At 49.1% G+C, this 24,185-nt stretch carries 21 protein-coding genes; 3 read left to right on the top strand and 18 right to left on the bottom strand.

Annotated elements, in window-relative coordinates; genetic code table 11:
* Positions 1–329 precede the first annotated feature (329 nt).
* Complete coding sequence (locus V5G20_RS01515; protein ID WP_024983209.1) at positions 330–866, top strand: GNAT family N-acetyltransferase; 537 nt, start codon at positions 330–332, stop codon at positions 864–866.
* 73 nt (positions 867–939) lie between these two features.
* Here V5G20_RS01515 and ltrA (V5G20_RS01510) read toward each other — a convergent pair whose 3' ends face one another.
* On the bottom strand, positions 940–2,205 hold the full coding sequence (gene ltrA / locus V5G20_RS01510) for a group II intron reverse transcriptase/maturase (RefSeq protein WP_024985202.1): 1,266 nt from the start codon (positions 2,203–2,205) through the stop codon (positions 940–942).
* Positions 2,206–2,810: 605 nt separating this feature from the next.
* Positions 2,811–4,721, bottom strand: coding sequence for an oligoendopeptidase F (gene pepF, locus V5G20_RS01505; RefSeq protein ID WP_003388837.1), 1,911 nt, complete (start codon positions 4,719–4,721; stop codon positions 2,811–2,813).
* A 350-nt stretch (positions 4,722–5,071) separates the two neighbouring features.
* Here pepF and V5G20_RS01500 point away from each other — a divergent pair, with 350 nt between their 5' ends.
* Positions 5,072–5,161 carry a YjcZ family sporulation protein gene (locus V5G20_RS01500; RefSeq protein WP_031932431.1) on the top strand — a complete coding sequence of 30 codons (90 nt, stop codon included), beginning with the start codon at positions 5,072–5,074 and terminating at the stop codon, positions 5,159–5,161.
* A 125-nt stretch (positions 5,162–5,286) separates the two neighbouring features.
* Here V5G20_RS01500 and V5G20_RS01495 read toward each other — a convergent pair whose 3' ends face one another.
* The 3 genes from V5G20_RS01495 to V5G20_RS01485 all read right to left on the bottom strand — a co-directional run bounded on the left by V5G20_RS01495 (position 5,287) and on the right by V5G20_RS01485 (position 6,764).
* Positions 5,287–5,496, bottom strand: a complete 210-nt coding sequence (locus V5G20_RS01495; RefSeq protein WP_003388838.1) for a DUF951 domain-containing protein — start codon at positions 5,494–5,496, stop codon at positions 5,287–5,289.
* Positions 5,497–5,568: 72 nt separating this feature from the next.
* Positions 5,569–6,486 carry a mechanosensitive ion channel family protein gene (locus V5G20_RS01490; RefSeq protein ID WP_003388839.1) on the bottom strand — a complete coding sequence of 306 codons (918 nt, stop codon included), beginning with the start codon at positions 6,484–6,486 and terminating at the stop codon, positions 5,569–5,571.
* The gene (locus V5G20_RS01485; protein WP_003388840.1) at positions 6,483–6,764 is read right to left on the bottom strand and encodes a DUF3343 domain-containing protein; all 282 of its coding nucleotides are present in this window, start codon (positions 6,762–6,764) and stop codon (positions 6,483–6,485) included. The genes V5G20_RS01490 and V5G20_RS01485 overlap by 4 nt, the downstream gene beginning before the upstream one ends.
* A gap of 377 nt (positions 6,765–7,141) precedes the next feature.
* On the opposite strand from V5G20_RS01485, the gene yyaC reads away from it, so the two are divergent.
* Positions 7,142–7,750 (top strand): spore protease YyaC, encoded by a 609-nt coding sequence (gene yyaC, locus V5G20_RS01480; protein WP_031932430.1) that lies wholly within the window; start codon positions 7,142–7,144, stop codon positions 7,748–7,750.
* A gap of 164 nt (positions 7,751–7,914) precedes the next feature.
* Here yyaC and V5G20_RS01475 read toward each other — a convergent pair whose 3' ends face one another.
* The 13 genes from V5G20_RS01475 to yidC all read right to left on the bottom strand — a co-directional run bounded on the left by V5G20_RS01475 (position 7,915) and on the right by yidC (position 24,156).
* The gene (locus V5G20_RS01475; protein WP_003388843.1) at positions 7,915–8,814 is read right to left on the bottom strand and encodes a diacylglycerol/lipid kinase family protein; all 900 of its coding nucleotides are present in this window, start codon (positions 8,812–8,814) and stop codon (positions 7,915–7,917) included.
* A gap of 162 nt (positions 8,815–8,976) precedes the next feature.
* Entirely contained in the window at positions 8,977–9,693 is a 717-nt protein-coding gene (locus V5G20_RS01470) for a DUF554 domain-containing protein (protein WP_003388844.1), read from the bottom strand.
* A gap of 20 nt (positions 9,694–9,713) precedes the next feature.
* Positions 9,714–10,874: an aminotransferase class V-fold PLP-dependent enzyme gene (locus tag V5G20_RS01465; RefSeq protein WP_024983208.1), complete on the bottom strand. Its 1,161-nt coding sequence runs from the start codon at positions 10,872–10,874 to the stop codon at positions 9,714–9,716.
* Between the two features lie 18 nt (positions 10,875–10,892).
* Entirely contained in the window at positions 10,893–11,735 is an 843-nt protein-coding gene (locus tag V5G20_RS01460) for a ParB/RepB/Spo0J family partition protein (RefSeq protein ID WP_003388846.1), read from the bottom strand.
* Positions 11,732–12,490, bottom strand: coding sequence for a ParA family protein (locus V5G20_RS01455; RefSeq protein WP_003388847.1), 759 nt, complete (start codon positions 12,488–12,490; stop codon positions 11,732–11,734). The genes V5G20_RS01460 and V5G20_RS01455 overlap by 4 nt, the downstream gene beginning before the upstream one ends.
* A 562-nt stretch (positions 12,491–13,052) precedes the next feature.
* The gene (noc, locus tag V5G20_RS01450; protein ID WP_003388850.1) at positions 13,053–13,904 is read right to left on the bottom strand and encodes a nucleoid occlusion protein; all 852 of its coding nucleotides are present in this window, start codon (positions 13,902–13,904) and stop codon (positions 13,053–13,055) included.
* Positions 13,905–14,977: 1,073 nt separating this feature from the next.
* Complete coding sequence (locus V5G20_RS01445) at positions 14,978–15,541, bottom strand: MgtC/SapB family protein (RefSeq protein ID WP_003388852.1); 564 nt, start codon at positions 15,539–15,541, stop codon at positions 14,978–14,980.
* 595 nt (positions 15,542–16,136) lie between these two features.
* The gene (gene ltrA, locus V5G20_RS01440; RefSeq protein WP_024985477.1) at positions 16,137–17,435 is read right to left on the bottom strand and encodes a group II intron reverse transcriptase/maturase; all 1,299 of its coding nucleotides are present in this window, start codon (positions 17,433–17,435) and stop codon (positions 16,137–16,139) included.
* 613 nt (positions 17,436–18,048) lie between these two features.
* A complete protein-coding gene (rsmG, locus tag V5G20_RS01435; RefSeq protein ID WP_003388853.1) occupies positions 18,049–18,765 on the bottom strand; it encodes a 16S rRNA (guanine(527)-N(7))-methyltransferase RsmG in 717 nt (238 codons plus the stop codon).
* A 217-nt stretch (positions 18,766–18,982) separates the two neighbouring features.
* The gene (mnmG, locus tag V5G20_RS01430; RefSeq protein ID WP_003388856.1) at positions 18,983–20,881 is read right to left on the bottom strand and encodes a tRNA uridine-5-carboxymethylaminomethyl(34) synthesis enzyme MnmG; all 1,899 of its coding nucleotides are present in this window, start codon (positions 20,879–20,881) and stop codon (positions 18,983–18,985) included.
* 41 nt (positions 20,882–20,922) lie between these two features.
* A complete protein-coding gene (gene mnmE, locus V5G20_RS01425) occupies positions 20,923–22,299 on the bottom strand; it encodes a tRNA uridine-5-carboxymethylaminomethyl(34) synthesis GTPase MnmE (protein ID WP_003388858.1) in 1,377 nt (458 codons plus the stop codon).
* Positions 22,300–22,771: 472 nt separating this feature from the next.
* A complete protein-coding gene (gene jag, locus V5G20_RS01420) occupies positions 22,772–23,401 on the bottom strand; it encodes an RNA-binding cell elongation regulator Jag/EloR (RefSeq protein WP_003388860.1) in 630 nt (209 codons plus the stop codon).
* Positions 23,398–24,156: a membrane protein insertase YidC gene (gene yidC, locus V5G20_RS01415; RefSeq protein ID WP_003388862.1), complete on the bottom strand. Its 759-nt coding sequence runs from the start codon at positions 24,154–24,156 to the stop codon at positions 23,398–23,400. Before yidC ends, jag begins: the two co-directional genes overlap by 4 nt.
* Between the last annotated feature and the right edge of the window lie 29 nt (positions 24,157–24,185).

The following is a 24,185-nucleotide window of genomic DNA, read 5'->3' as shown; positions in this document are numbered from 1 at the left end:
GACGCGGATTACAATCGAATCCATGTGGAAACTCGTTCTTCTTTCCTCTTTCTTCTATTATTTATATCTTTTCGAAAGACAGAGCTCTTGTCAAAAATTTCTCGGCTCCGCCAAAATTCGTGCTCCCGCTTGATTTTTCCGGCAATGAAAGGCATGTACGCAAACGAGTTGCACCTTCTCCTTATTTACGAGAGGGCATTGGCGGTTTATTTGTGATATTATGGGAATTGCTTGTCATCCCTCTTTTTGAAAGGACTGAATTATGCCCAGGTAGAGACTGCAGTTTTTCAATTTAGTTGCATCAATAGATGGGAGGACACGCAATGAATATGAATAAGGTAACAACCGACCGCCTGGAATTGAAGCCAATGGAGCTGACGGATGCTCCCGCGCTGTTTTCGTTTTGGTCTGATCCTGCTGTGACAAAGCACATGAACATTGAAGCTTTTACAGATGTGGCGCAAGCGGAACAGATGATTTCGCTTCTGCAAGAACTCAGTCAGGAAGGAAAAGCGTGCAGGTGGACGATTACGCTGCGGCAGCCATTTGAAATTATCGGCTCTTGCGGATTCAATTACCTGGATCACGAAAATAAACGGGCGGAAATCGGCTATGACCTCGGACGTTTCTTTTGGGGCAGCGGCTATGCCTCGGAGGCCATCCGCGCTATGCTCGGCTTTGGGTTTGAACAGTTGGGTTTGAACCGGATCGAGGCCAAGGTCGAACCGGAGAACGTCTCTTCGATCAAGCTGTTGAAGCGGCTGCAGTTTACGGAAGAAGGACGACTGCGGGAATACGAAATGTCGAAAGGAAAACTCGTTGATGTCATCATGTTCTCCCTGCTGAGGAGCGAATGGCACGGGTGAATAATCGAGTAGGAGGGGGCGACTAACCCCCGTCCTCTCACACCACCGTACGTACCGTTCGGTATACGGCGGTTCACCAAGCTTGACGAATTTGAGAATATCGTTGCACTAAGCTTTTCAGCCCTTGTTGTTGCCAGTAGGCAATGCCGAGGGCTTTGTGTATATGCGGAGACTTTGTGGTACGCCATGCACCCTTGCGGGTATTTGCAATTTCAATGGCTTTTACGTGAGATATGCCAAGAGAACGAAGTTCTCGATATCTGGTTCTCACGCGTTTCCACTGCATCCACAAACAAAGACGGAGCCTGCGCCTTGTCCATTCCTCAATGGATTGTAGAATGCCCTTCGCGTCTGCAAGGGCGAAATATCCAATCCAGCCCATGAGGTACTGATTTATTCTTTCAATCCGCTTCTCCATCGAGATGCTCCACACCGGATTCGTGATCGTGCGGATTTTCTCTTTTAGCTTGAGGAGGGATTTGGGGTGGATGCGAATCCTTGTCTGTTTTGCAAAGGTAAAACTAAAGCCCAAGAATTTTCGTTTCCATGGTCGGTCTATCGCGCTTTTCTCCTCATTTACTTTTAGCCTTAGTACCTTCTCCAAGTGGTTTTGAATACTCTTCTTTACTCGTTCCCCTGCCCGTTTTGTTTTCACGTAGATATTACAATCGTCTGCGTAGCGGCAGAAACGGTGGCCTCTTTTTTCGAGTTCCTTGTCCAAATCATCAAGTAGGATATTTGCCAAAAGTGGGCTTAACGGCCCACCTTGCGGTGTTCCTTCACTTGATGTTGTACAGACGCCATTTATCATGATCCCCGCATTCAAGTAGGAACGAATCAGTCTTAAAATTCTCTTGTCCTGAACTTTTCGAGCCACACGGCTCATTAGAATATCATGATTTACGCGATCAAAGAATTTCTCTAGATCGATGTCCACCACGAAACGATATCCTTCGGAGATATACGCTTGCGCTTTCCTTACTGCCATGTGAGCGCTACGTTTTGGACGGAACCCATAGCTAGATTCCGAGAAGGTGGGGTCGAAGATCGGCGTTAACACTTGGAGGATGGCCTGCTGAATAAAGCGGTCTACCACGGTGGGAATGCCTAATAACCTTACACCACCGTCAGGTTTCGGGATTTCGACTCTGCGAACAGGTGAAGGTCTATAGGTTCCCCTTTCCATCTTCTCGCGGATGGCTTGCCAGTGTTCACGTAGATAATCGCGTAGTTGTTCGGTTGAAACACCATCGACTCCACCGACACCTTTGTTTTCCTCCACTCGTTGGAGTGCCATCCGTAAGTTTTCCCGTGATAAGACTTTTTCCAGCAAATCCATAATGATGTTCCTTCCTTCGCACATGCGGACTCCGTGCTTGCTGTACGATACTCAGCCCTCTTTTGTACCCTCGGGGCTTCACCCCTGCTCTTCAAAAGTAGTTCCTTGACAGAATTCTGCTTCGACGTACCGTATCAAAAGACATGGATCGCATGCTGACTTGATGTTCGGCCCTTCCCCATTCAAGCGTCCTCTACTCGGGTACTATGGCCTCTGCTGACTTCTGCATGTTCAGCGTCTCCTTACGGAGACGGTTACCAACAGTTGAAGGCGTTTCATGCAGACCTCCCCAGGTAAGAACGATAACTTTCATCCCATGTACCTGCCCAAGTTTACTACTGTATCCCTTGGCTGTATGGGGCTTTGTCTTGTTTGGCAGACTCGCCCGGATACAACAGCCTCAAATTGGGTTCGTGTACCTCAGGTCGGGATTTTGCCGCCGGCTTCCTTCAGATTCGACCTCGCGGTCGACACCCTTGCCTTGAGCTAACGGTTGGTACAGCCAACCCCCGTTCGGGACTTTCACCCTATAGCTATCGCCCATGCTGGGCGCACCAAAAAAGCAGGAGAGATTACTCTCCTGCTTTCCTGCTTTTGCCCGCTCTCTACTTCTCATTCACCAGTTTTTCCAGCTCGTTCAATGTCTCTTCAAAGATTTGCATAGCCTGTTCGATCGGCTGAGAGGTAGACATATCTACGCCCGCTGCTTTCAACACTTCGATCGGCGGCGCGGAGTTGCCTGCTTCGAGGAAGTTTTTCTGAATGCGCTCTACGGCTGTTTCTCCCTCGTCCATCACTTGCTTGGCCAGCGCCTGTGATGCGGCAAAGCTGGTCGCGTATTGATAGACGTAGTATTTGTAATTGAAGAAATGAGAAACGCGTGCCCACTCCATCGAGATTTCTTCGTCAGAAACCATATCCTTGCCATAGTACTTTTTGTTGATGTCCAGGTAGATCTTCTTGATCGCTTCCGCGTTGAGGGACTCTCCCGCCTGCTCCTTCTCGTGGATCGCCCGCTCGAATTCGGCAAACTGCGTTTGTCGGAACAGGGTCGAACGGAAGTTTTCCAGATAGTGATTCAAGAGATACATTTTTTCTTCCTTCGTTTTGGCCTGAGCGTACATGCTCTTGAACAAAAGCGTCTCATTCATCGTGGAAGCGACTTCCGCGGTAAATGTCGGATAGTTGGACGTAATATACGGTTGGTTTTTGTTCGTGTAATAAGACTGCATGGCATGCCCCATCTCATGAGCGATGGTGTAAACATCGTCGAGCGTGCCCTGGTAGTTCAACAGCACGTAAGGATGAGTATCGTACGTTCCCCACTGATACGCGCCGTTCCGCTTGTCATCTGTGGAATAGACATCCACCCAGCCGCTCTCCAATCCCTCGGCCAGCACTTTGACGTATTCGTCCCCCATTGCTTTAAGGCCATCCACGACCATTTTCTTGCCTTCCTCATACGGGATGTACTTGTCGTCGGACGGTACGATCGGCACATAGATGTCGTACATGTGCAATTCGGGAACGCCAAGCATTTTCTTTTTCAAGGAAATATAGCGGTGCAGAAGCGGCAAATTGTCATTGACAGTCTCGATCAGTTCATCGTACACCTTGGTCGGGATATTGTTCGGATTCAGGCTCGCCTCCAGAGCCGAGTCGTAATTGCGGACATCCGCGTAAAAATTGTCCGCCTTTACCTTGGCTGCCAGCGTCTGAGCGAACGAGTCCTGAAAATCGATCAAGGACTTGTAGTAAGCCTGATACGCATCCCTGCGCACCCGCTGGTCCTTGCTTTCCAGATACGAAACGAAATTGGCTCTCGTCAGCTGCACTTCTTTTCCGTTTTCATCCTTGATTTTCGGAAAACGGACGTCCTTGGAAAGCATGCCGTAAATGTTGGTCGGCGAGCTGCCCAGTGGCGACGATTTGGCCAGCAGCTCTTCGATTTCTTTTGACAAGGAGTGCGGCTTTGTACGAATCATATCCTCCAACATCATTTTGTAAGCAGCAAGATCCTTTGCCTCAAGCAGGTTCTTCATTTTGCCGTCCGGTATCGCGACAATTTCCGGCTGCATCCAGGCTGTCTTTTCCGAGACCAGAGTGTACATTTTTTCTGCGCGGTCAGCCAGCTTTTGCAGATCGGCATTCGCGGAGTTTACATCCAGCGCCATATTGGCGTATACATAGGCCTTCTCAGTGACACGCATGAGATCGCTGTAGTCGTCGAGCGCCTTTTTCAAAGAATCGGCAGACTGGCCCAGCTTGCCTTGATGCTTGGTAAAGGCATTTGCGAGGTCTTCCGCTTTCTTCACATCATTTTCCCAATCCTTCACATTCGCATAAATGTGGTCGAGCTTCCACTTGTAGGCGTCCGGTATTTCGGAGCGGTCTTTGTAGACGGGTGCTTTCTCTGCTGCCGCAACCACTTGTGTACTGTAAGGGATAAACGGTGTGCTGACGGTTGACAGCGCAATTGCCATCGCTGTCAGTGTGATAAATGCTTGCTTTTTCAACAAAATCGCCCCTTTACTCTCTTTTCTACCGTTTGCTATATAGTCTAATTATATCCATCTCCAAAAATCCCTTCTTATTAATAAAAATTTTTTAAATATTACGGAAAAGGGGTTGATTTATCCAAAGAATTTTCTGTTTTGTGAATAATTTTGTGGATAACTTTTCATCGAACAAACTATTATCCACAGTTGATTGTTGGATTAGCCCAATTCAGCATCAAGTTGTCCACATTTTCTGTGGATAGCATGTGCATAACTTATTTTTACCCAGACCCGTGACAAACGCCCATACCGCTTTTGCCTCTGCGACATAGCATAGGTATTGAATCCATGGTAGGAGGTGTCAGCTAGTGGGTCTCTTCAACGGCAACTTCGACGATTTCGCGCTCGTGCTGGTTCTCTTTATCCTGCTTGTTATCGTTGGTTGTGATTGCGACTAACCATCCCTCTGCCATCCAGCCAGTCGAAGGGGTGTAAGGTTACCTTTCATCACCGACTAGATGAAAAAGGATGCACGCCCAGTATAGTGGCTGCATCCTCTTTTCGTCTCGCTATTCGGTTCTCTTTACTCTTCCGGGGTCCCTTCGGCGTGGATCAGCACTTTTTTCATCTTGCGCTCAAATTCCAGCCGCGGAATCATTACACTGTGCTCACATCCTGTACATTTGATCCGGACGTCCATCCCCATCCGGATTACCTTCCAGGCGTTCGTGCCACAGGGATGGGCCTTTTTCATCTGGACCACATCCCCCAATGTAAATTGCTTTCTCTGCATGTTGGTGCCCCCTTGTTTCTCTATATCTGCCGCTCCAGCTGCCTCGCCGCCCGCTTGTTCTTTCCTTGTTTTTTACGACTGCGACTGCTTTTGTTGCCCCTGTTCAAATCCTCTCCCCGGCATGGTCACCACACGCGGATAAGGAATCTCTATTCCCTGCTTGCTCAGGTCCTGTCTAATCATCGCTCGCAGCTTCCGGTTTACGCCGTGATGCGTATTTGGTTTGCATTCGGCGGTAATCCGCATCGTAACCTCGGACGGACCCAATGCGTGAACGCCCAAAAACTGTGGTTCGGCCACGATGTCTTCCAATTCCTCCTGTGCCTTTTTCAATGTCCCCTTGATGATTTCTTCCACCCGATTCAGGTCTTCCTCATAAGCGACAGACACATCGACCACAGACAACGTGTTCTGCAGGGAAAAGTTTGTGACCTGATTGATGGTACCGTTGGGGAAAATATGCACCTCGCCTGTCCAGCTTCGAATCCGCGTAATGCGCAATCCGATCTCCTGAACGGTTCCCGTCATATTGTTAATAGTCACCACGTCACCGACCGCAAACTGGTCTTCAAAAATAATGAAAAATCCGGTAATGACATCCCTCACCAGGCTCTGTGCACCAAAGCCTACCGCCAGCCCCAGCACGCCCGCGCTGACCAATACTGGCCTCAGATCCACTCCTAGCTGCTGAAGGACAAGCAGTATCGCCAAAAAGTAAATCCCGTAGCGTACAACATTGTTTACCAGTACACGCAAAGTATCCACACGGCGCTGCTCCATCTGGAGCTTGCTTCCCTGCCGGTGCTGAAACACTTTGTTGACCGCCGCATTGACGATCGACACAACAATCCTTGATACAACCACAATCAGCAATATTTTCAACAGGATCAGCCCGATCCGAACCCACATCTCCGGGTCCGTCACATAGGCCACGGTTTTCTCATATACCGATTCCAACCAGCTTCCCTGTTTTGCGATTTCTTCGTTCATCTATCCTGCTCCTTCCTGTTTCCGCATTCGTCAATTTCATGGTAGCAGTCGGAAAACAAGCGAAAGTAGCCGCGTATCTCAACATGCTGCTCAGAAATGATTTCCCGGGCCTGTTGGTAATTGTCCACGGGAAATTCGATGGAAAGGGCACAACCGGCCGTGATCTCTTTCGGGGTCGGACGGGTATCAATGTCGATATCGGCATACTCCAGCAGCATTTCCGCCCGCAAAGCCTGCTGAGTCGAATCAAATGCGATCAAGACCGTATCCTGCTCCACGCCTTTCCCTCCCTCTTTTTGCTTGGCCGACAGGAAAACACGATGTGATATCGGCAATAGGGTACCGCTGCGAGACTTTGATCGCAAAGTGAGCAAGCAAGACTTCTGTCGTCGGTTACCAAGCCCCCGCCAAAAAAGCTCTGTGGAGCCCGCATGTGCTACTCCTTATTTTACTTGTTCAGCCCTGTTCGCGCCAGTTCTCTTCCCCTCTGCATCATCCGTTCTGTTTCCATTGTTCATGCTAATGAGAGTCGCGATAGTTGGCAAACTGTTCGAAACCTGCCCAACGTTGGCATTTGCGGGTATAAAAAAGCTCTCTCGGTACTATACTGTGAATACTCTTTTGATTTCGGCCGTGGCCAGGATTGGGGGTAGTCATGAATCTCTCTGATAACTGCAAGGAACAATTGCTTCCGCCGCTGAAAGTGGATTATCGCAATGAGACTGCTGTCGACCAACTGGCTCAACATCTTGTCCAGCGATTTCATTCGCATATGTACAGCGATGAGATTGTCATTGTTTGTATAGGTACCGACCGTTCGACCGGAGACGCGCTCGGCCCCCTCGTGGGCAGCAAGCTGTTGTCATACAAGCCCCTTCCGTTGCATGTCTACGGTACCCTGGAGGATCCCGTGCATGCCATGAATCTGAGCGAGAAGCTGGAGGCAATCCGCCAGGAGCATCCGCACTCCTTGATCATTGCCATCGATGCCTGTCTCGGGCAATTCAGCAATGTCGGAAATATCAACGTGATCGATGGCCCGCTCAAGCCCGGTGCCGGTGTCAAAAAAGAGCTTCCTGCCGTCGGGACCTTTCACATCACAGGAATCGTCAATGTCGGCGGGTTTATGGAATACTTTGTCCTGCAAAATACCCGGCTGTACGTGGTCATGCGGATGGCTGAAATCATTGCGGCCGGTCTGTTTAAAGCTTCCTTGCTTCACTCGTCGGGCGACTCCCAGCGGGTGAGCGCTTTTCCTGAGTAAGGCACAGAACGACAGCTCCGCCACGTCTTTTAACGGTGCTTGCAAAATTATGATCAAACCGAAATGAAATCATGGCGATCAAAGAAGACTTGCCTCCCGTACCGCGGGATTTCCAAGTCTTTCTTCTTTTTGCGCTTATAAAAATGAACGGGTGACTTGGAGCTCTATCCACATATCAACTGGCTTCTTGGCTCTACTTCTACCGTAATCGGCGTTGATGCCGATACTTCTCCGTCTACGTGCACCTTCAATTCTCTATCCGCCTCTATCACAATCTGTTTTCCCCGGAAAAACCGAACGCCAGGGTGGCGTACATGGGAACCGTTAAAAATCATCGGAAAGGCCCTAATCAGTGACCATTTTGATACATTGCTCACTACACATACTTCTGCCATCCCGTCATCAGGTACAGCTTTCGGACAAATCAGCATCCCCCCGCCGTAATTCGGAATGTTTGCCACCGCCACCAGCCAGACCTTCTCCAATCTTGTCTCTTTTCCGTCAACCGTCAGCTTTACCCGACTCGTCCGATAAGACAAAAATACCCGAATTACAGAAATGATGTAGGACATCCTTCCAAGCCGCCAACGATTCAACCAGTTTTTATAAGCAGCTTCATTGGTTACCCGGGCTACCTCTCCGTCGAAACCGGCTCCTACCGCGTTCACGGCGATTTCTCCGTTTACCCGGAACAGGTCAATCGCTTTGCCCTCCATGCCGGACAAGATATGTTCAAGTGCGGCAACCGGGTCACCCGGCAACGAATGTCCGCGGGCAAAATCGTTTCCCGAGCCAGCCGGAATATGACCAAATATGCAAGGAATGTTGGCTTTTTTCATCCCGCTGATGACTTCGTTTACTGTGCCGTCCCCCCCGACCGCAATAATTTTGCTTACTTCCTCTTTTTGCAGCAGCTCGACAGCCAACTTTTTGGCTTCCCCCTGCTTTGTTGTCATTTTTACTCGAAAAATGGCTCTGCGCCTCTCCAGTTCCTTCTCAAGGCGCTTCCACACCAGCAGCCCTCTTCCATTTCCCGACACTGGATTTACGATAAATCCGAGCATCTGCACTCTCCCCGCGATCTGTGCTGTTTTTTCTGTATTATTACATGCTGCTTTTTCTTTGCCTAGCAAAATCCTTCTAAAAAAACGGACTCCTTTTTCAGGGAATCCGTCTGCTTTTGGCTTCACGCCTTTTCTTTTAAGGAATTCATTTCTCTCTGCCCCTCACCCAAACCACACTGCCAACCAACGTACGATGGGCACTCCTATTGCTGCAATAACCAAAGCCGGCAGCATATTGGCTACATTGATTTTTTTCAGCTCCAAAATATTGATGCCGATCGCGATGATCATCAAGCCCCCAACGGCTGTCACTTCAACCAGCATGGCATCGAGTGTTTCCTGACTGACAAAGTTATAAATCTGTGTGGATAAAAGCGCAATCGCGCCCTGGTACAAGAAAACGGGCACTGCAGAGAACAAAACGCCAATTCCAAGCGTCGATGAAAAAATAATCGCAGAGAAGCCGTCCAGCATTGCCTTTGTGTACAATATTTCGTGGTTGTTTCTGAGTCCGCTGTCCATTGCCCCAAGCACCGCCATGGCGCCAATGCAATAAACCAGTGTCGTAGTGACAAAGCCAGTCGCAATGCTTCCCTGGCTCCTTCCCCCCATTTTGCTCTCCAGCCACTGTCCCAGCTTGTTTAAGCCTGACTCAATGCCAATGAGTTCTCCCAGGATCGAACCGATCACGATACTCAGGATAACGAGCAAGAAATTTTGTGTTTCCAGACTCATTTTGATTCCCAGCAAGACAATCGCAAGCCCAATTCCTTGCATAACGGTTTTCCGAATTGATTCTGGTATGCCTGACAGCAAGCGTCCCAACAACGCTCCTGCGATAATGGCAATCGCATTAACCAGAGTCCCCAACAAAATCACTTACTCCACTCCCCTGCGAATCATGAAGACTGAAAGGCGGATGCGATTTCCCGTACCGCGTTCAACAGTGCTTCCACGTCCTGTTCAGTGTTAAATACGCCAAAGCTGGCCCGCACTGCTCCACGTTGCTCTGTTCCGGCTGTCCGATGTCCCAGAGGTGTGCAATGATATCCTGCACGAGTCGCAATTCCGTACTGCTGATCGAGGATAAACGATGCTTCTGACGCATCGACACCCTCGATGTTAAACGAAATCACACCGACTCTTTCGACCTCTTCTCCCGGTCCGTAAACTTCTACGCCTTTTATTTGGCGCAAGCCTTTGATTGTTTGTTTTGTCAGCTTCCATTCATGGGCATGGATGTTCTCTACCCCTTTTTCCAGGACAAACGATACACCTGCTTGCAATCCGGCCAGTCCCACTGTATTCGCTGTACCGCTCTCATAGCGATCCGGTCTGGTCGTCGGTTGATCGATGGCCTCTGACTGACTCCCGGTGCCGCCGTGAATCAACGGTTCCAAATCGACAGAAGGATGGACGTACAGTCCGCCAGTTCCCTGCGGCCCATACAGTCCTTTGTGCCCGGGGAAAGCAAGCATGTCAATCTTCATCTCTCCTACATGAATGGGCAAAACGCCTGCCGTCTGCGAAGCATCCACGAGAAACAAAGCCTGATGCCGTTTTGCCAGTTCTCCCAGCTCTGCAATCGGAAGAATAACTCCGGTCAGATTCGATGCGTGACTGACTGCCAACAGTCTCGTATTCGGCTTCATCGCCCGTTCAAAGTCTTCTGTGTAATACAGTTGATCTTCACGTGGTTCTACAAACGTAATCTCGACCTTTTTTGTACGTGCCATATATTCCAATGGACGCCGCACCGAGTTATGCTCGATTGAAGAGGAAACGACATGGTCTCCCTCTTTCAGCAGCCCTTTGATCGCCTGATTTAGGGCTTGGGTTGCGTTCATATAAAAAAAGAGGTCATTCGGGTTTTGAATCCCAAACAACCGTGAAAGCTCGACCCGCGTTCGGAACACAGCCTTGCTCGCTTTCATTGCCAACGCATGACCGCCCCGTCCCGGATTGGCTGCAAAATGCTCGATTACCTCTGCCATGTTTTCCTTTACTGCCGGCGGTTTAGGCCACGTTGATGCAGCATTGTCCAAGTAAATCACTCGCATGGCTTCCTCCTTGTGATCTTACTCCTGCTCCAATATTTCCAGGATCCTCTGCAAATCTTCTTGGGAGTAAAAGTCGATTTCGATTTTTCCTCTTTTGGTCCCTTTTTTGATTTTTACCGAGGTACCCAGTCTGCTTCTTAATCTTTCTTCCAATTGAATAAGCTGGGGCTCCTTTTTCAGCGGCTTCTTTTTCGATGTTTCACGTGAAACATTTGCCTGTTTCACCAGCTCTTCCAGTTGCCGTACGCTGAGCCCCTTCTTTACTGCCTCTTTGGCGAGTTGAAGCTGAAGCTCTTCCTTTTCTACCCCAAGCAAAGCACGCGCGTGTCCCATGCTTAAGTCTGATGCCGAGACCATCTTCCTGATTTGCTCGGGCAGCTGCAGCAAACGAAGCATATTGGCGACATGCGGTCTGCTTTTGCCGATTTTTTTGGCCAGCTGCTCCTGCGTATAAGAGTGATGGCTGATCAATTTCTCATAGGCTTCCGCTTCTTCCAGCGGATTCAGATTTTCACGCTGCAGGTTTTCAATCAGCGCAATTTCCATCAACTGCTGGTCAGAGTAATCCTTTACAACAGCCGCAACCTTCTTCAGCCCTAGTGATTTGGCTGCACGAAGCCGTCTTTCCCCTGCAACCAATTCATATCCTTTTATGCTCTTTCTGACGATTAGCGGCTGAATGATGCCATGCTCCTTGATCGATTGAGCCAATTCCTCGATCGCCGACGATTCGAACTCCTTTCGAGGCTGATACGGATTGGGCCGAATATCTGCGACAGGAATTTCCAAAACATGCTCTTCTTCTTCAATCATGTTGGACGTAATCAGTGCATTCAGACCTTTTCCAAGCCCTCTGCTCATACACCTACCACTTCCTTCGCCAAGTCAGTATATACCTCCGCCCCTCTGGAACGCGGATCGTACGTAATAATGGCCTGTCCATGCGAAGGAGCTTCACTTAACCGTACATTGCGAGGGATGATTGTCTTGTATACCTTGTCTTGAAAGTACTTTTTCACTTCCTCGATGACCTGCAATCCGAGATTGGTCCGTGCGTCCAGCATGGTCAAAACGACACCTTCAATAGCCAACTGAGAATTCAGATGTTTTTGAACCAGACGAATCGTATTGAGCAGTTGGCTCAAGCCCTCCAACGCATAGTATTCACATTGAATCGGGATCAGTACCGAGTCGGATGCGGTTAGAGAGTTTACCGTTAAAATCCCCAATGAAGGCGGACAATCAATAATAATATAGTCGTATTTATCTTTTACAACTTCCAGTGCTTTTTTCAAGCGAACCTCACGCGAGATGGTTGGGACTAACTCGATTTCCGCACCGGCCAATTGAATGGTAGCAGGAATGATCTTGAGACCATCGATTTCAGTAGGCAAAGTAGCATCCACAGGACTGATGTCGTTAATCAGCACGTCGTAGATGCAATAACGCACGTCTGCTTTGTTCACGCCAACTCCGCTTGTAGCATTTCCCTGGGGGTCTATATCCACCAGCAGTACCTTTTTCCCCAGGGAGGCCAAACATGCGCTCAGATTGACAGATGTGGTTGTCTTTCCTACGCCACCTTTCTGGTTTGCTACCGCAATGATTTTACCCAACTTCTCCACCTCATTTTTACACCAATCTACTAAACATGTTACCAGATTTATTGTTGACATACCCTGTTTTTTGGAAGAGAAATATTTCCCAAAGTGCTTCTATCGTCATCCAATCGGGACTCAGGCTGGCTGCAGGTTGCCAAAAAACACTGCATCTGCGGTAGACGATGCTTGAAACGTATCGTTTGTACAAACGTTTTTTCATGTGAGTCAGCCTGTTGATTAAAGCGGAAAAAAGGCACCTCTCCCAGCGCCTCTTTTCTCTATCCATCCCACTTACTTCTCTTGAATTGAGCATTTTTCCTCATGACAGCAAACCTCTTGGACAAATGTCCCGCCAGATAGAAACACTCCCTGCGAGCTTCGGCTGACGCTTGAAGAAGGCTTCCGCGAAAGCTCGGCCAAAAAGAAAGGCGGCCTGCTGTGCCACCATCTTCTCCTTTTTTACAGCCCCTGCTCCCCACTATAGCTCCTTTTTTTGGTCCTGCTTCCTATCAATCATTTTCCAGCTTGCTGCTATGCCAATGGTTGATTGTCTTGTCATTCCGGATCAAAACAATCGTTACTTGCCGTCCCTGCGTTTGGGAATGCGGATCGTAAATTGGTAAAACTCCTCGTGGTCTTCCTCGTCTGTTTCTACAGGAAGACCCGTTTGCATGACCATATCGATCGACTGTCTCACCGTATTGATTGCAATCCGCGTATCTCTGGAAAAAGCTTTCCACTTTGGTTTCGGTTCTTTTTCCGGCTTCGGGTTTTCCGATGCTTCCAACAGCTGCTTCACTCTCGTCTCAGTCTGCTTAACGTTCCAATCCCGCTCCAGAATCTCTTGCAGAACTTTCAACTGAAGCTCGCTGTCCTTCAATGGGATTAACGCGCGAGCATGCCTCTCCGTCACATGTCGAGCCAACAGCGCATCCTGAATTTCCTGAGGGAGGTTAAGCAAACGAAGCTTGTTGGCAATCGTGGATTGCCCTTTTCCCAAACGCTGTGCCAGGCTTTCCTGGGTCAGATCATGCAAATCGATCAACTTCTGGTAAGCTACCGCTTCTTCAATCGCCGTTAATCCTTCCCGCTGCAGGTTCTCGATCAGCGCGATCGAAGCTGTTTGCGTATCGTTAAACTCTTTAACAATCGCAGGTATTCGTTCCAATCCCAGCTTCTTTGTCGCACGCCAGCGACGTTCACCGGCTATCAACTCGTATCGGTTATCTCTCATCCGTACAACGATAGGTTGAATTAAGCCGTGCGTCCGAATCGTCTGGCAAAGCTCATCAAGCTTTTCATCGTCAAACACCGTACGAGGCTGATACGGATTGGGAACAATCTCATCTACCGGTATTTGCCTGATCTCCTCATTTTCTGTCTTGTCCGTCAACCCGAAGATACGAGAAAACGAATCCTTTACTGCCATGGTAAAATCCCCCACTTCCAACCGTTCCATCAGCCGTTGCGTTCATTAGCTTTCTATGGCAAAAATCGCGACAACTTTTCTGTTTATATTCGTAATGAAATACTTCTGCATCAAAGGGCCAATTCCTGCTGTGAAAAGCGTGTTTCACGTGAAACATGTGCTACTTTCACCCTAGTGCCACAATTGCGGGGATGGTTGGATTTGGAAGTCAGTTAAAAGTAACGTCACCAGTACCGAGATCCTTTTTAGGCGATTATTTTTTACCGAGAAGGTGCTGATAGGGAGTTTTGGAATGGCCATTGGTTTGGGAGAAAATATATGACACAGTCAATTATAGAAGTAGGAATCTGCCCCTGTTACTGCTATAGTTGGGTATAGCTTAGCTATGGCTACTGTCTATGAGTTACTGTCTTTGTCTTTGTCTTTGTCTTTGTCTTTGTCTTTGTCTTTGTCTTTGTCTTTGTCTTTGTCTTTGTCTTTGTCTTTGTCTTTGTCTTTGTCTTTGTCTTTGCCTCTGTGTCTGCTTCTATTTCTGTGACTGTCTCTTATTCTTACAATTCTCCGCCCCTACCTCTTTCACTTTCACTGTCTTTATTACTATCAATGTCTCTGTCTTCTGTCCCCTGCCTTCCGTCTCTCAGCCAAGCCTTGGCTATAGAATTGTCGCAAAGTCGCATACGATACAATAGAAAGAGACTAATGATAGATGTATCATAGGAAAATCTCCATCCACCAAAAAAGGTAGTCTCCCCAAGACCTGTCGGTTATTCCATCATTCTGGATAGAGACGGAACGGCACTTGGAAATTCACCGCCATTAACAAAATCATCTGTCATCCTCCCGAAATCGGCCTTTTAAAAAGAAATGGGCCATGATGATAACACCATAGCCCCTTCAACGTACATTTGTACGGAAACACCTTTCTCCCTTTGTGGCTTATCTCTTGCATTCCCATATCGGTATCCCCGAATCAGCAGCCTCCTAGCCTTTTTTACATGCTCCAATTTCTCCAGCTAAATCGAAAATAGCACAAGAGAATGAGTTCCTATGTTTCACGTGAAACAAATCGCATATCAACTATCCTCATCCGGATGCCTGGCTCGATCCTCTCCTTTATGCCTTCGTTCATCTTCCGAAAAAACATCATCATCAGCGTCATGCGCATCATTTGAAAAAAGAAACAGATGCGGGAACAGACGATGAAAGTCCAGTGTGAGGTAAGCAAAAAAAGCAGCGACGATAGCCGTAATGTACATTCCAGCGCTGAACAGCAAGCCAATCGCAGAAGCGACCCACATGCCGGCGGCCGTTGTCAGCCCTTTTACATTTCCATTTAGCTTGATAATGGCCCCCGCTCCCAGAAAGCCCATTCCAGTGACCACTTGGGCTGCTACACGTCCCGGATCGTTATTTACTCCGCTTGACGAAAATCCGTAGATGGATGCCAAACCGAACAGGCAGGAGCCGAAACAGACCAGACTATACGTCCGAAAGCCAGCCCCGCGTTGCCTGTTGACCCCTTTCATAAAACGCTCCCGCTCCAATCCCATTACAGCACCGGCAATAAAAGCCAGAAACAGTCGCAATAGTATGGTCGGCAATTCCGGTGGAAAAAATGTCGTCAAGGCAGTATTCATTCCTATTCCCCCTCTCCAACATTCCTTCATTCCTGTATGCTCCATTACGAATCCTGCCTTAGTTACATGTATGCAGACAAGACTCCATTTATCAGTTCTCCGAATAAAACAAGCGTTTGCCCACAGCTCTCCTTCCGGGTTACAAAGGGGACGTTTTGCTCGATTTGCCTGCGGCTTACTTCCATTTTGCCAACGGACAGCCGTTTGATTTACCTGAGCTTACCTCCCAGTTTGCAAAGCGACAGCTTATTCGATTTGCTTGCAGTATTTCCTCCATTTTGTTAAAGGATCACTTGTTCAACTTAAAAAATTGGGCATACGGCCTTTTGAACGATGCCTTTCGCCTGAAGAACCACGCGTTCCGGTGCTCTGAGGCGGTTCAGCCCACATTCATTCTGCAGTTGGCTGCATCAGACATTTGCCCAAAAGGCCACTATTTCCATACAAAAGACCAGCATTGTAGAGTAGAGAACTGAAACTTTCGGGCGACCGTATGGTCGCCTTGCTCATTTCAGCTCCCCCTCATCAAACCGTACGTGAGGTTTTCCCTCATACGGCTTTCCGATGTTCTTCTTTCTTTGGCATTCGGCTTACTTTATCCGGCTAATTTCAATAAACTACCCTGCGTGTTTTGTATGACCTTCAGCTTTCCGGCATGTTTATTCCGCTTGCTTCTTTTCTTGTTGCAGAAGATTGTAAGGCGTTCAATCACATACCAGTCTATCCGTCTTGCCCATCGTTTGGCGATGGGCGAGATGAAGTAGTAGTTCTTGAACCCCCTTAGCTTGCGATTTAGCCCTTTCACTAGCTCTTCTAGAGACAGAAACAGTTTGTTCCTTGGTGCAGTGTATTCCTTAATTTTACGTCTCATTTCCTTCATTGCTTTCTTAGCTGGTACATGAGACATAGCAAATACCTTGCTCCCCCCTTTGTTGAACACGGGGAATTTGCGATGGTGCAGCCCAAGAAAGTCAAACCCAGTGGAATTGTCCCAAATATTAACGAGTCTAGATTTCTCTTTACTGAGACTAAGCTCCAGCTTGTTTAGAATAGCCATCAGCACTTGAATGCTTTCCAATGCTTCTTGTTTGGTTCTGCACATGATAACGAAGTCATCCGCATAGCGGATAAGTGTGCCAAGATGGGAGAATTGATTTTCCCAAATGGTGTCCATGTAGTTTAGATAGATGTTTGAAAGAAGAGGCGAGATTACCCCTCCTTGCGGAGTTCCCAGTTCTGTTTCATGGAATTGATCATTTTCCATGACCCCAGCCTGCAGCCATTGTCGGATAAGTTTCAGAACACGTCTGTCGCTGATTCTCATTTCGACCAGTTTCATCAACTTCTCATGGTTGATGTTGTCGAAATACCCTTTAATGTCAACATCTACGACCCAATAACACCTCTTGCTTGCTTTGCGTATCTGTGCAATTGCCTGGTGAGCATTTCTTCCTGGCCGAAAGCCATAAGAACAGTCCCGAAAATCAGCTTCAAAGATCGGTTCAATGACTAGCTTAGTAGCCATTTGGACCACCCGATCCTTGATCGTCGGGATGCCGAGTGGACGTTTCTTGCCATCCGGTTTAGGGATGTAAGTTCGACGAACCGGATGTGGACGATACCGCTTTTCTTTTAAATCTAGATAGATCTCGTTAAGAAAACGGCTCTCCCCATACTCCTCCACAATCTGTGCGATGGATTGTCCGTCGATTCCTCCGCTCCCTTTATTTGCTTTTACTCTCCTCCAAGCTGTCGCTAGAATATCCGGGCGGTAGATTTTGTCATACAAGGCATGAAATCGCCGTTTTGAGTTTGCCTTGGCACAAAGATATAGGGTTGTCCAAAGTTGTCGAGCTTTTACATCGGTGTAGTTAGCAAGTTTACTTGCATTCACTCACTCTTACCTCCTTCGACCCGTGAACAAAGCAGGGCTCCTTCCCTCCATAAGGTTGTGTTGTCCTTATGTTCATCGGTACTATGAACCCCTCCGACTCCCTCTCTGCCATCCACCACTTCCCTTACGGTTATAGGTTTCCGTTTTACGCTCCTGACGGGGCGTGCAGAGTAGGGTCTCCCCAGTTCCGTTAACTACTTTCTCAACATACCGCTCCCCATACCCCGAGGGATTCATAGGTGCTGTATTCCAAGTTCTCCACACCGTCCTTGGCCTTCGCCCATATGAAACAAGCTCGGCTTCCCTTTGTCCACCTCTCGGTGGTCTTTCTTAACGAGGCTGCAGGATTCACTTTATGTTACGGCCTGCTGATTTGCTCGCACTCTTTCGAGTTACTTTGTCACAGGGCTTCAACCTTAGGATTTCTCCACCAGTTGCCTGTCAGCTACGAGGTGACTTGGCTCCTGCCTCGGTTGGACTTTCACCAACTAGCAATTAACGGCTTGCTGGGCACGCTCCATACAAAAAAGAGCTGCGGCAAAAATGCCACAGCCCTTGAACGTACATATATAACGGGATCAGCCCTTACAAGATGGCGTATCCCTGTCACCAATCAAATCAGAGGTTTTTTTGCCGGGGTTCCGGCTTTGCGCGGATATCCCTTTGGCGTATTCTCTACCTTTTCCATGATGACAATGTTCCGCTCTCCCGCATCCTCCATAAGCTGGAATGTCTCTACCTGCTTGGTCTTGCCTCCGAGCGTTTTGATCGCTTTTTTGGCTTCATTTAGCTCTGGGGAAATGTCCGCTCCTTTCAAAGCGATGAAGTGCCCTCCGACACGGGCAAAAGGAAGGCAGTATTCGGACAATACGTTTAACCTGGCGACCGCACGGGCAACGACCAGGTCGAACGCCTGCCGGTACTGGGGCTCCTGTCCCCGATCCTCGGCCCTTCCGTGTACGGGGTAGAGGTTTTCCAATCCCAGTTCGTCCGCTACATGCTGCAAAAAGTTCATCCGCTTGTTCAGGGAGTCAATGATGGTCATATGCAGGTGGGGAAAGACAATCTTCAGCGGAATGCTGGGAAAGCCCGCTCCTCCCCCGATATCTGCCACCTTTTCTACCTGATCAAAGGGAAAGTAGAAAGCCGGTGTGATCGAATCGTAAAAATGCTTGTTGTACACCTGTTCTTCTTCGGTGATCGCCGTCAGGTTCATCTTCTCATTCCATTCCACCAACAAACGGTAGTACCCATCAAATTGCTCCCGTTGGCGTTCAGAAAGCTCGATTCCCCTGGCAGACAAAGCTTCGGCAAATTGCTCCTTGTTCATACGCTATACTCCCTTACCCACTGGCTTACTCGCAGGTTTATACGGCTAAGCACGTTTTGACTGGTTCAGACTGGTTCAGACTGGTTCAGACTGGTTCAAGCTGTTCCAAGTTGGTCCAGCCTGGTTCAAACTGAACAAAACGGATCCAATCTGATCCAAGCTGGTCCAAATTGACCAAATGAGGCCCAATCTGGCCAAATCAGACCCAGCCTGCGGCTTACTCCGCTGCCGTCCCTGCACGATTGTATTGCTCCAGATAGACCATCAGAACAGAAATGTCTGCCGGGTTTACGCCCGAGATACGAGAAGCCTGGCCGATGTTGAGCGGTCGGATTTTGCTCAGGTTTTCGCGAGATTCCTTGGACATGCCGGAAATCTGGTGATAGTCGAGCGATTCCGGTATGCGCCGCTCCTCCATCTTCTTCATCCGCTCGACTTGCTGCAATGACTTGCGGATATAGCCGTCGTACTTGATCTGGATTTCAACTTGTTCTGTCACATCCTCCGGCAGAGGCTCCGGCGACGGCGCCATTTGGGCGATATGCTGATACGTGATCTCTGGACGACGCAAAAGCTGCGCCAGCTCGATTACCTCTGTCAGTTCCGGAGAACCTGCCTGACGCAGGACTTCCTGCACTTCCGCCATGTCTGGGCGAACACGGGTATTGGTGATCCGCTCCTTCTCCTTTTCGATCAGCTCGCGTTTTGCACAGAACTTCTGGTACCGCTCTTCGCTGATCAAGCCGATCTCATGGCCAATATCGGTCAGACGCAAATCTGCGTTGTCGTGACGCAACAGCAGACGGTATTCCGCCCGGGAAGTGAGCAGACGATAAGGCTCACTGGTGCCTTTTGTGACCAGATCGTCAATCAGAACGCCGATATACGCTTGCTCGCGGCCGAGGATGACAGGAGTCTTGCCCTGGATCTTGCGGGCAGCGTTGATCCCCGCCATCAAGCCTTGTGCGGCAGCCTCTTCATACCCCGAGGTGCCGTTGATCTGGCCTGCTGTAAACAATCCTTCAATTTTCTTTGTCTCCAAAGTCGGCCAAAGCTGTGTCGGAATGATCGCATCGTACTCGATGGCATATCCCGGACGCATCATGCGGACGTTCTCCATCCCAGACAAAGAGCGCAGCATTTGAACCTGCACTTCCTCCGGCAAGCTGGTAGACAAGCCCTGAACGTACATCTCTTCCGTATTGCGGCCTTCCGGTTCCAGGAAGATCTGATGGCGCGGCTTGTCGTTGAAGCGAACGATCTTGTCTTCAATGGACGGACAGTAACGCGGCCCTGTCCCTTCAATCGTGCCGGAATACATCGGCGCGCGGTGCAGGTTGTCGTTAATCAGGTGGTGCGTTTCTTCGTTCGTATACGTCAGCCAGCAAGGGAGCTGGTCCATGATGAACTCGGTTGTTTCATAGGAAAACGCACGCGGAACATCGTCCCCGGGCTGAATTTCCATTTTGGAAAAGTCAACGCTGCTCTTGTGGACGCGGGGCGGCGTTCCCGTCTTGAATCGCACCATGTCAAAGCCGAGCTCTTTCAAGTGGTAAGCGAGCCGGACAGAGGGGCGCATGTTATTCGGGCCGCTTTCGTACTGCAAATCACCCAAAATGATTTTTCCGCGCAAATAAGTCCCGGTCGTCAGAACGACAGCCTTTGCCTTGTAACGAGCCCCAGTCTGGGTAATAACTCCTTCGCAGACGCCGTTATTAATGATCAGCTCTTCTACCATCGCTTGGCGAAGAATCAGATTTGGCGTGTTTTCAATCGTCTTTTTCATCTCGTGCTGGTAGGCAATTTTGTCCGCTTGCGCTCGCAGAGCATGTACAGCCGGTCCTTTACCGGTATTGAGCAAACGCATTTGAATATGCGTTTTGTCTGTATTTTTCCCCATCTCACCGCCCAGGGCGTCGATCTCCCGGACTACATGTCCTTTCGCCGGACCGCCGACGGACGGGTTGCAGGGCATATACGCAACGGAATCGAGATTAATGGTCAACAGCAGCGTGCTGCACCCCATTCGCGCAGTTGCCAGAGCCGCCTCGCTTCCGGCATGCCCTGCTCCAATGACGATGACGTCATACGATTCCGCTTCATAGGTTGGGATCATGAATTCTCCTCCTCTTGGGTGAGTCAATTCTCTAAAGCTGTTTACTTGCCAAGACAAAATTGAGAGAAAATCTGGTCAATCAAATCCTCTCCTACGCTCTCTCCGATCACTTCACCGAGCAATTCCCAGGCTTTCTTGATATCGATCTGGACCATATCGACAGGCATTCTGTCTTCAATCCCGTTTACCGCATCATCAATGGCCTGCTCCGCTTGCCGCAGCAGCTGGATATGTCTCGCGTTGCTCACATAGGTCAGATCATCCTGCTGAACGCGACCGGAGAAGAACAGATCGGCGATCGCCTTCTCCAACAGGTCAATGCCGGTTTCCTCCTTGGCAGACGTCATGATTAACGGCTGGTTGGGGAAATGACGCTTAACCTCCTCCAGATCGATGCGCTGGGGCAAATCGAATTTATTGATGATCAGGATCACTTCAAAGCCTTTGGCGGCTTCAAAAATCCGATAGTCATCCTCTGTCAATTGTTCATTATAATTGAGTACAAGCAGGACGAGGTCGGCTTTTTGCAAAAGCTGACGAGATTTTTCCACGCCGATTTTCTCGACGATGTCCTCTGTTTCCCTGATCCCGGCAGTATCGATCAAGCGAAGCGGCACGCCACGGACATTTACGAATTCCTCGATGACATCCCTCGTAGTTCCCGCCACGTCTGTGACAATCGCTTTTTCCTCTTGAACGAGGCTGTTCAACAGCGATGATTTCCCTACGTTAGGACGCCCAATAATCGCTGTGGAGAGCCCTTCCCGCAAAATTTTCCCCTGTCTTGCCGTCTGCAGCAAGCGGCCGATCTCTGCTTTTACCTCCAGGCACTTGTCTCGAAGCAGCTTCTGGGTAACATCCTCTACATCATGCTCCGGATAGTCCAGCGTGACTTCAATATGGGCCATTGCTTCGATCAGATTTTGTCGCAGGCTCCGAATCAGTCTGGACAGCTTGCCTTCCACCTGGTTCAACGCTACCTTCATCGCCCTGTCCGTCTTTGCCCGGATCAAATCGATGACCGCCTCCGCCTGAGACAGATCGACGCGTCCGTTCAAAAACGCACGCTTCGTAAACTCGCCCGGCTCGGCCAGCCTTGCACCGTTTTCCAGAATCAGCTCGAGCACCCGCTCTACAGAAACAATTCCACCATGACAGTTGACCTCTACCACATCTTCTCGTGTAAACGTACGCGGCGCCCGCATGACCGACACCAGCACCTCTTCCACCAAATCCCCTGTCTGTGGATTTCGCAAATGTCCGTAGTTTATCGTATGGCTATCCACAGTGGACAGCGTTTTTTTCCCTCGATAAATTTTATCCACAACTTCAATCGCCTCCGGTCCACTGACCCGGATAATCGCGACCCCACCTTCTCCCATCGGAGTCGCAACTGCTGCGATCGTATCAAAATTCATGTTGTTCACCTCTAGCTTTCCAAACAAACGAGTCAGCCACTAACTTATTAGCATAACAGAACACCTAGAAAAATTCCAAGAAAAGAAACAATCCTGATGCACTTTTCCCGGAATTTATCCACAAGCTCGACTGATTGCCCTGTTTTTAGCGTTATCCACAGTATGTTCGATTTATTTGACTCCAACCCATTATACTTTGGTTATCCACATTTACTAGCTCTTCAATGATTCGATTCTTTTATCATTGTTGTTCGTTGCCTCGACCCGGCGGGTTGACCTCTACCAGTTGATAAGAAAAAGGAAGCACGATAAGCGTGCTCCCTTCCTGACTATAGTCCCCTGAATAGAGACAGATATAGATCCATGTCTTTTGTGCGTTGACGCCTATTCCCATTGCCTTTTACTCGGTAGACTGTCCATTCCATTCCGCCGGTCTCTGGTGTTTTATGAGCAAATGGGCAAAAAAAGAAGCCTACGACGAGGCTTCTTTCGGTGCGATGACAATATAGCGGTTGGGCTCTTCACCCTCGCTGTACGTTACCACATCCGTACGCTTTTGCAAAAACGAATGGATGACTTTTCGTTCGGCTGCAGACATTGGCTCCAGACGGACGCTTCGTTTCATCGCCAGCGCCTTTCTGCTTACGCGCTCGGCAAGCTGCTCCAGTGTTTCTTTGCGGCGCTGCCTGTAGTTTTCGGCATCGAGTACGATTCGTACATGCTTGTCCGCATGGCGGTTTGCTACGACGTTTACGAGATACTGCAGCGAATCCAGCGTCTGTCCCCTGCGGCCGATGATAATTCCCAGGTTGGCACCTTGAATGTCAAACAGCATGCCTTCTTCTCCACGGCGCATTTCTACTCTGGCGTCCACGTTCATGTTGGCAAGTACGTCCTGAAGGAAAGCAAGCCCTTGATCAACCGGATCGAATTGAACTTCTACTTCCACTTTGGCATCGCGGGAACCGATCAGACCGAACAAACCGCGGCTCGGTTCTTCCAGGATGCGAACGCTAACTTTTTCACGAGGCACACTCAGCTCTTCCAAGGCCTTTTGCACAGCATCGTCAATCGTTTTAGCCGTAGCTACCACCTTTTTCACTTGGAGGTTCCCTCCTTCGGACGGGGCGCTTTATTGGTATCGCGATACAAGAAATATGTTTGCACAATGGTAAACAGGTTGCCGTATACCCAGTAGAGAGACAGAGCGGACGGCAAGGTGACGGCGATCGCCAGAATCATCAGCGGCATGATTACCAGCATCATTTGCATTTGCGGGTTGCCTTGAGTGACCGAACCCATCATTTTGGACTGCAAATACGTGGTAATCCCGGCGATGATCGGCAAGATGTAATACGGGTCCTTCTCGCCCAAGGACATCCACAAGAACGTATGTGTCTTGATATCTTCTGTCCGGATAATCGCGTGATAGAACGCAATGAGGATCGGCATTTGCACGAGCAGCGGCAAACAACCGGCCAATGGATTCACTTGATTTTTCTGGAACAAAAGCATCGTTTCCTGTTGGGCCTTTTGCGGATCGTTCTTGTGTTTTTCGCGGATTTTCTGCAGCTCAGGCTGCAGCTCCTGCATCTTCTTGGAACTTTTGATCTGTTTCACCATCAGCGGAAGCACGATCAGCCGGATGATGATGGTCGCTACCAAAATTCCCAAGCCGTAGCTGCCTCCGAGCAGCATGGCACTCTCTTGGATCAGCCAGGACAGCGGGTAGACAAAATACTTGTCCCAAATTCCTTCTGCGTCCGGCCCAATAGGTGCTGCCGCTTGAGGATTACAGCCCGACAGGATCAAAACCAGCAGGGCCAGCATGGATATGCTGAGGATGCGTCTGCTCAAGGGATGGTCCTCCTTTTCCCTGTAACGGT

Origin of the sequence: Brevibacillus borstelensis (assembly GCF_036700025.1) — a bacterium.
Lineage (GTDB): Bacteria > Bacillota > Bacilli > Brevibacillales > Brevibacillaceae > Brevibacillus > Brevibacillus borstelensis.
This window is presented reverse-complemented; position numbering and strand designations above follow the sequence as displayed.

What these genes read in the sequence shown, in the direction of transcription:
- V5G20_RS01515 (WP_024983209.1), top strand. Translation starts at nt 330, where the DNA reads ATGAATAAGGTAACAACCGACCGCCTGGAATTGAAGCCAATGGAGCTG.
- ltrA (WP_024985202.1), bottom strand. Translation starts at nt 2,205, where the DNA reads ATGGATTTGCTGGAAAAAGTCTTATCACGGGAAAACTTACGGATGGCA.
- V5G20_RS01495 (WP_003388838.1), bottom strand. Translation starts at nt 5,496, where the DNA reads ATGCAGAGAAAGCAATTTACATTGGGGGATGTGGTCCAGATGAAAAAG.
- V5G20_RS01490 (WP_003388839.1), bottom strand. Translation starts at nt 6,486, where the DNA reads ATGAACGAAGAAATCGCAAAACAGGGAAGCTGGTTGGAATCGGTATAT.
- yyaC (WP_031932430.1), top strand. Translation starts at nt 7,142, where the DNA reads ATGAATCTCTCTGATAACTGCAAGGAACAATTGCTTCCGCCGCTGAAA.
- V5G20_RS01475 (WP_003388843.1), bottom strand. Translation starts at nt 8,814, where the DNA reads ATGCTCGGATTTATCGTAAATCCAGTGTCGGGAAATGGAAGAGGGCTG.
- V5G20_RS01465 (WP_024983208.1), bottom strand. Translation starts at nt 10,874, where the DNA reads ATGCGAGTGATTTACTTGGACAATGCTGCATCAACGTGGCCTAAACCG.
- V5G20_RS01460 (WP_003388846.1), bottom strand. Translation starts at nt 11,735, where the DNA reads ATGAGCAGAGGGCTTGGAAAAGGTCTGAATGCACTGATTACGTCCAAC.
- noc (WP_003388850.1), bottom strand. Translation starts at nt 13,904, where the DNA reads ATGGCAGTAAAGGATTCGTTTTCTCGTATCTTCGGGTTGACGGACAAG.
- V5G20_RS01445 (WP_003388852.1), bottom strand. Translation starts at nt 15,541, where the DNA reads ATGAATACTGCCTTGACGACATTTTTTCCACCGGAATTGCCGACCATA.
- rsmG (WP_003388853.1), bottom strand. Translation starts at nt 18,765, where the DNA reads ATGAACAAGGAGCAATTTGCCGAAGCTTTGTCTGCCAGGGGAATCGAG.
- mnmG (WP_003388856.1), bottom strand. Translation starts at nt 20,881, where the DNA reads ATGATCCCAACCTATGAAGCGGAATCGTATGACGTCATCGTCATTGGA.
- mnmE (WP_003388858.1), bottom strand. Translation starts at nt 22,299, where the DNA reads ATGAATTTTGATACGATCGCAGCAGTTGCGACTCCGATGGGAGAAGGT.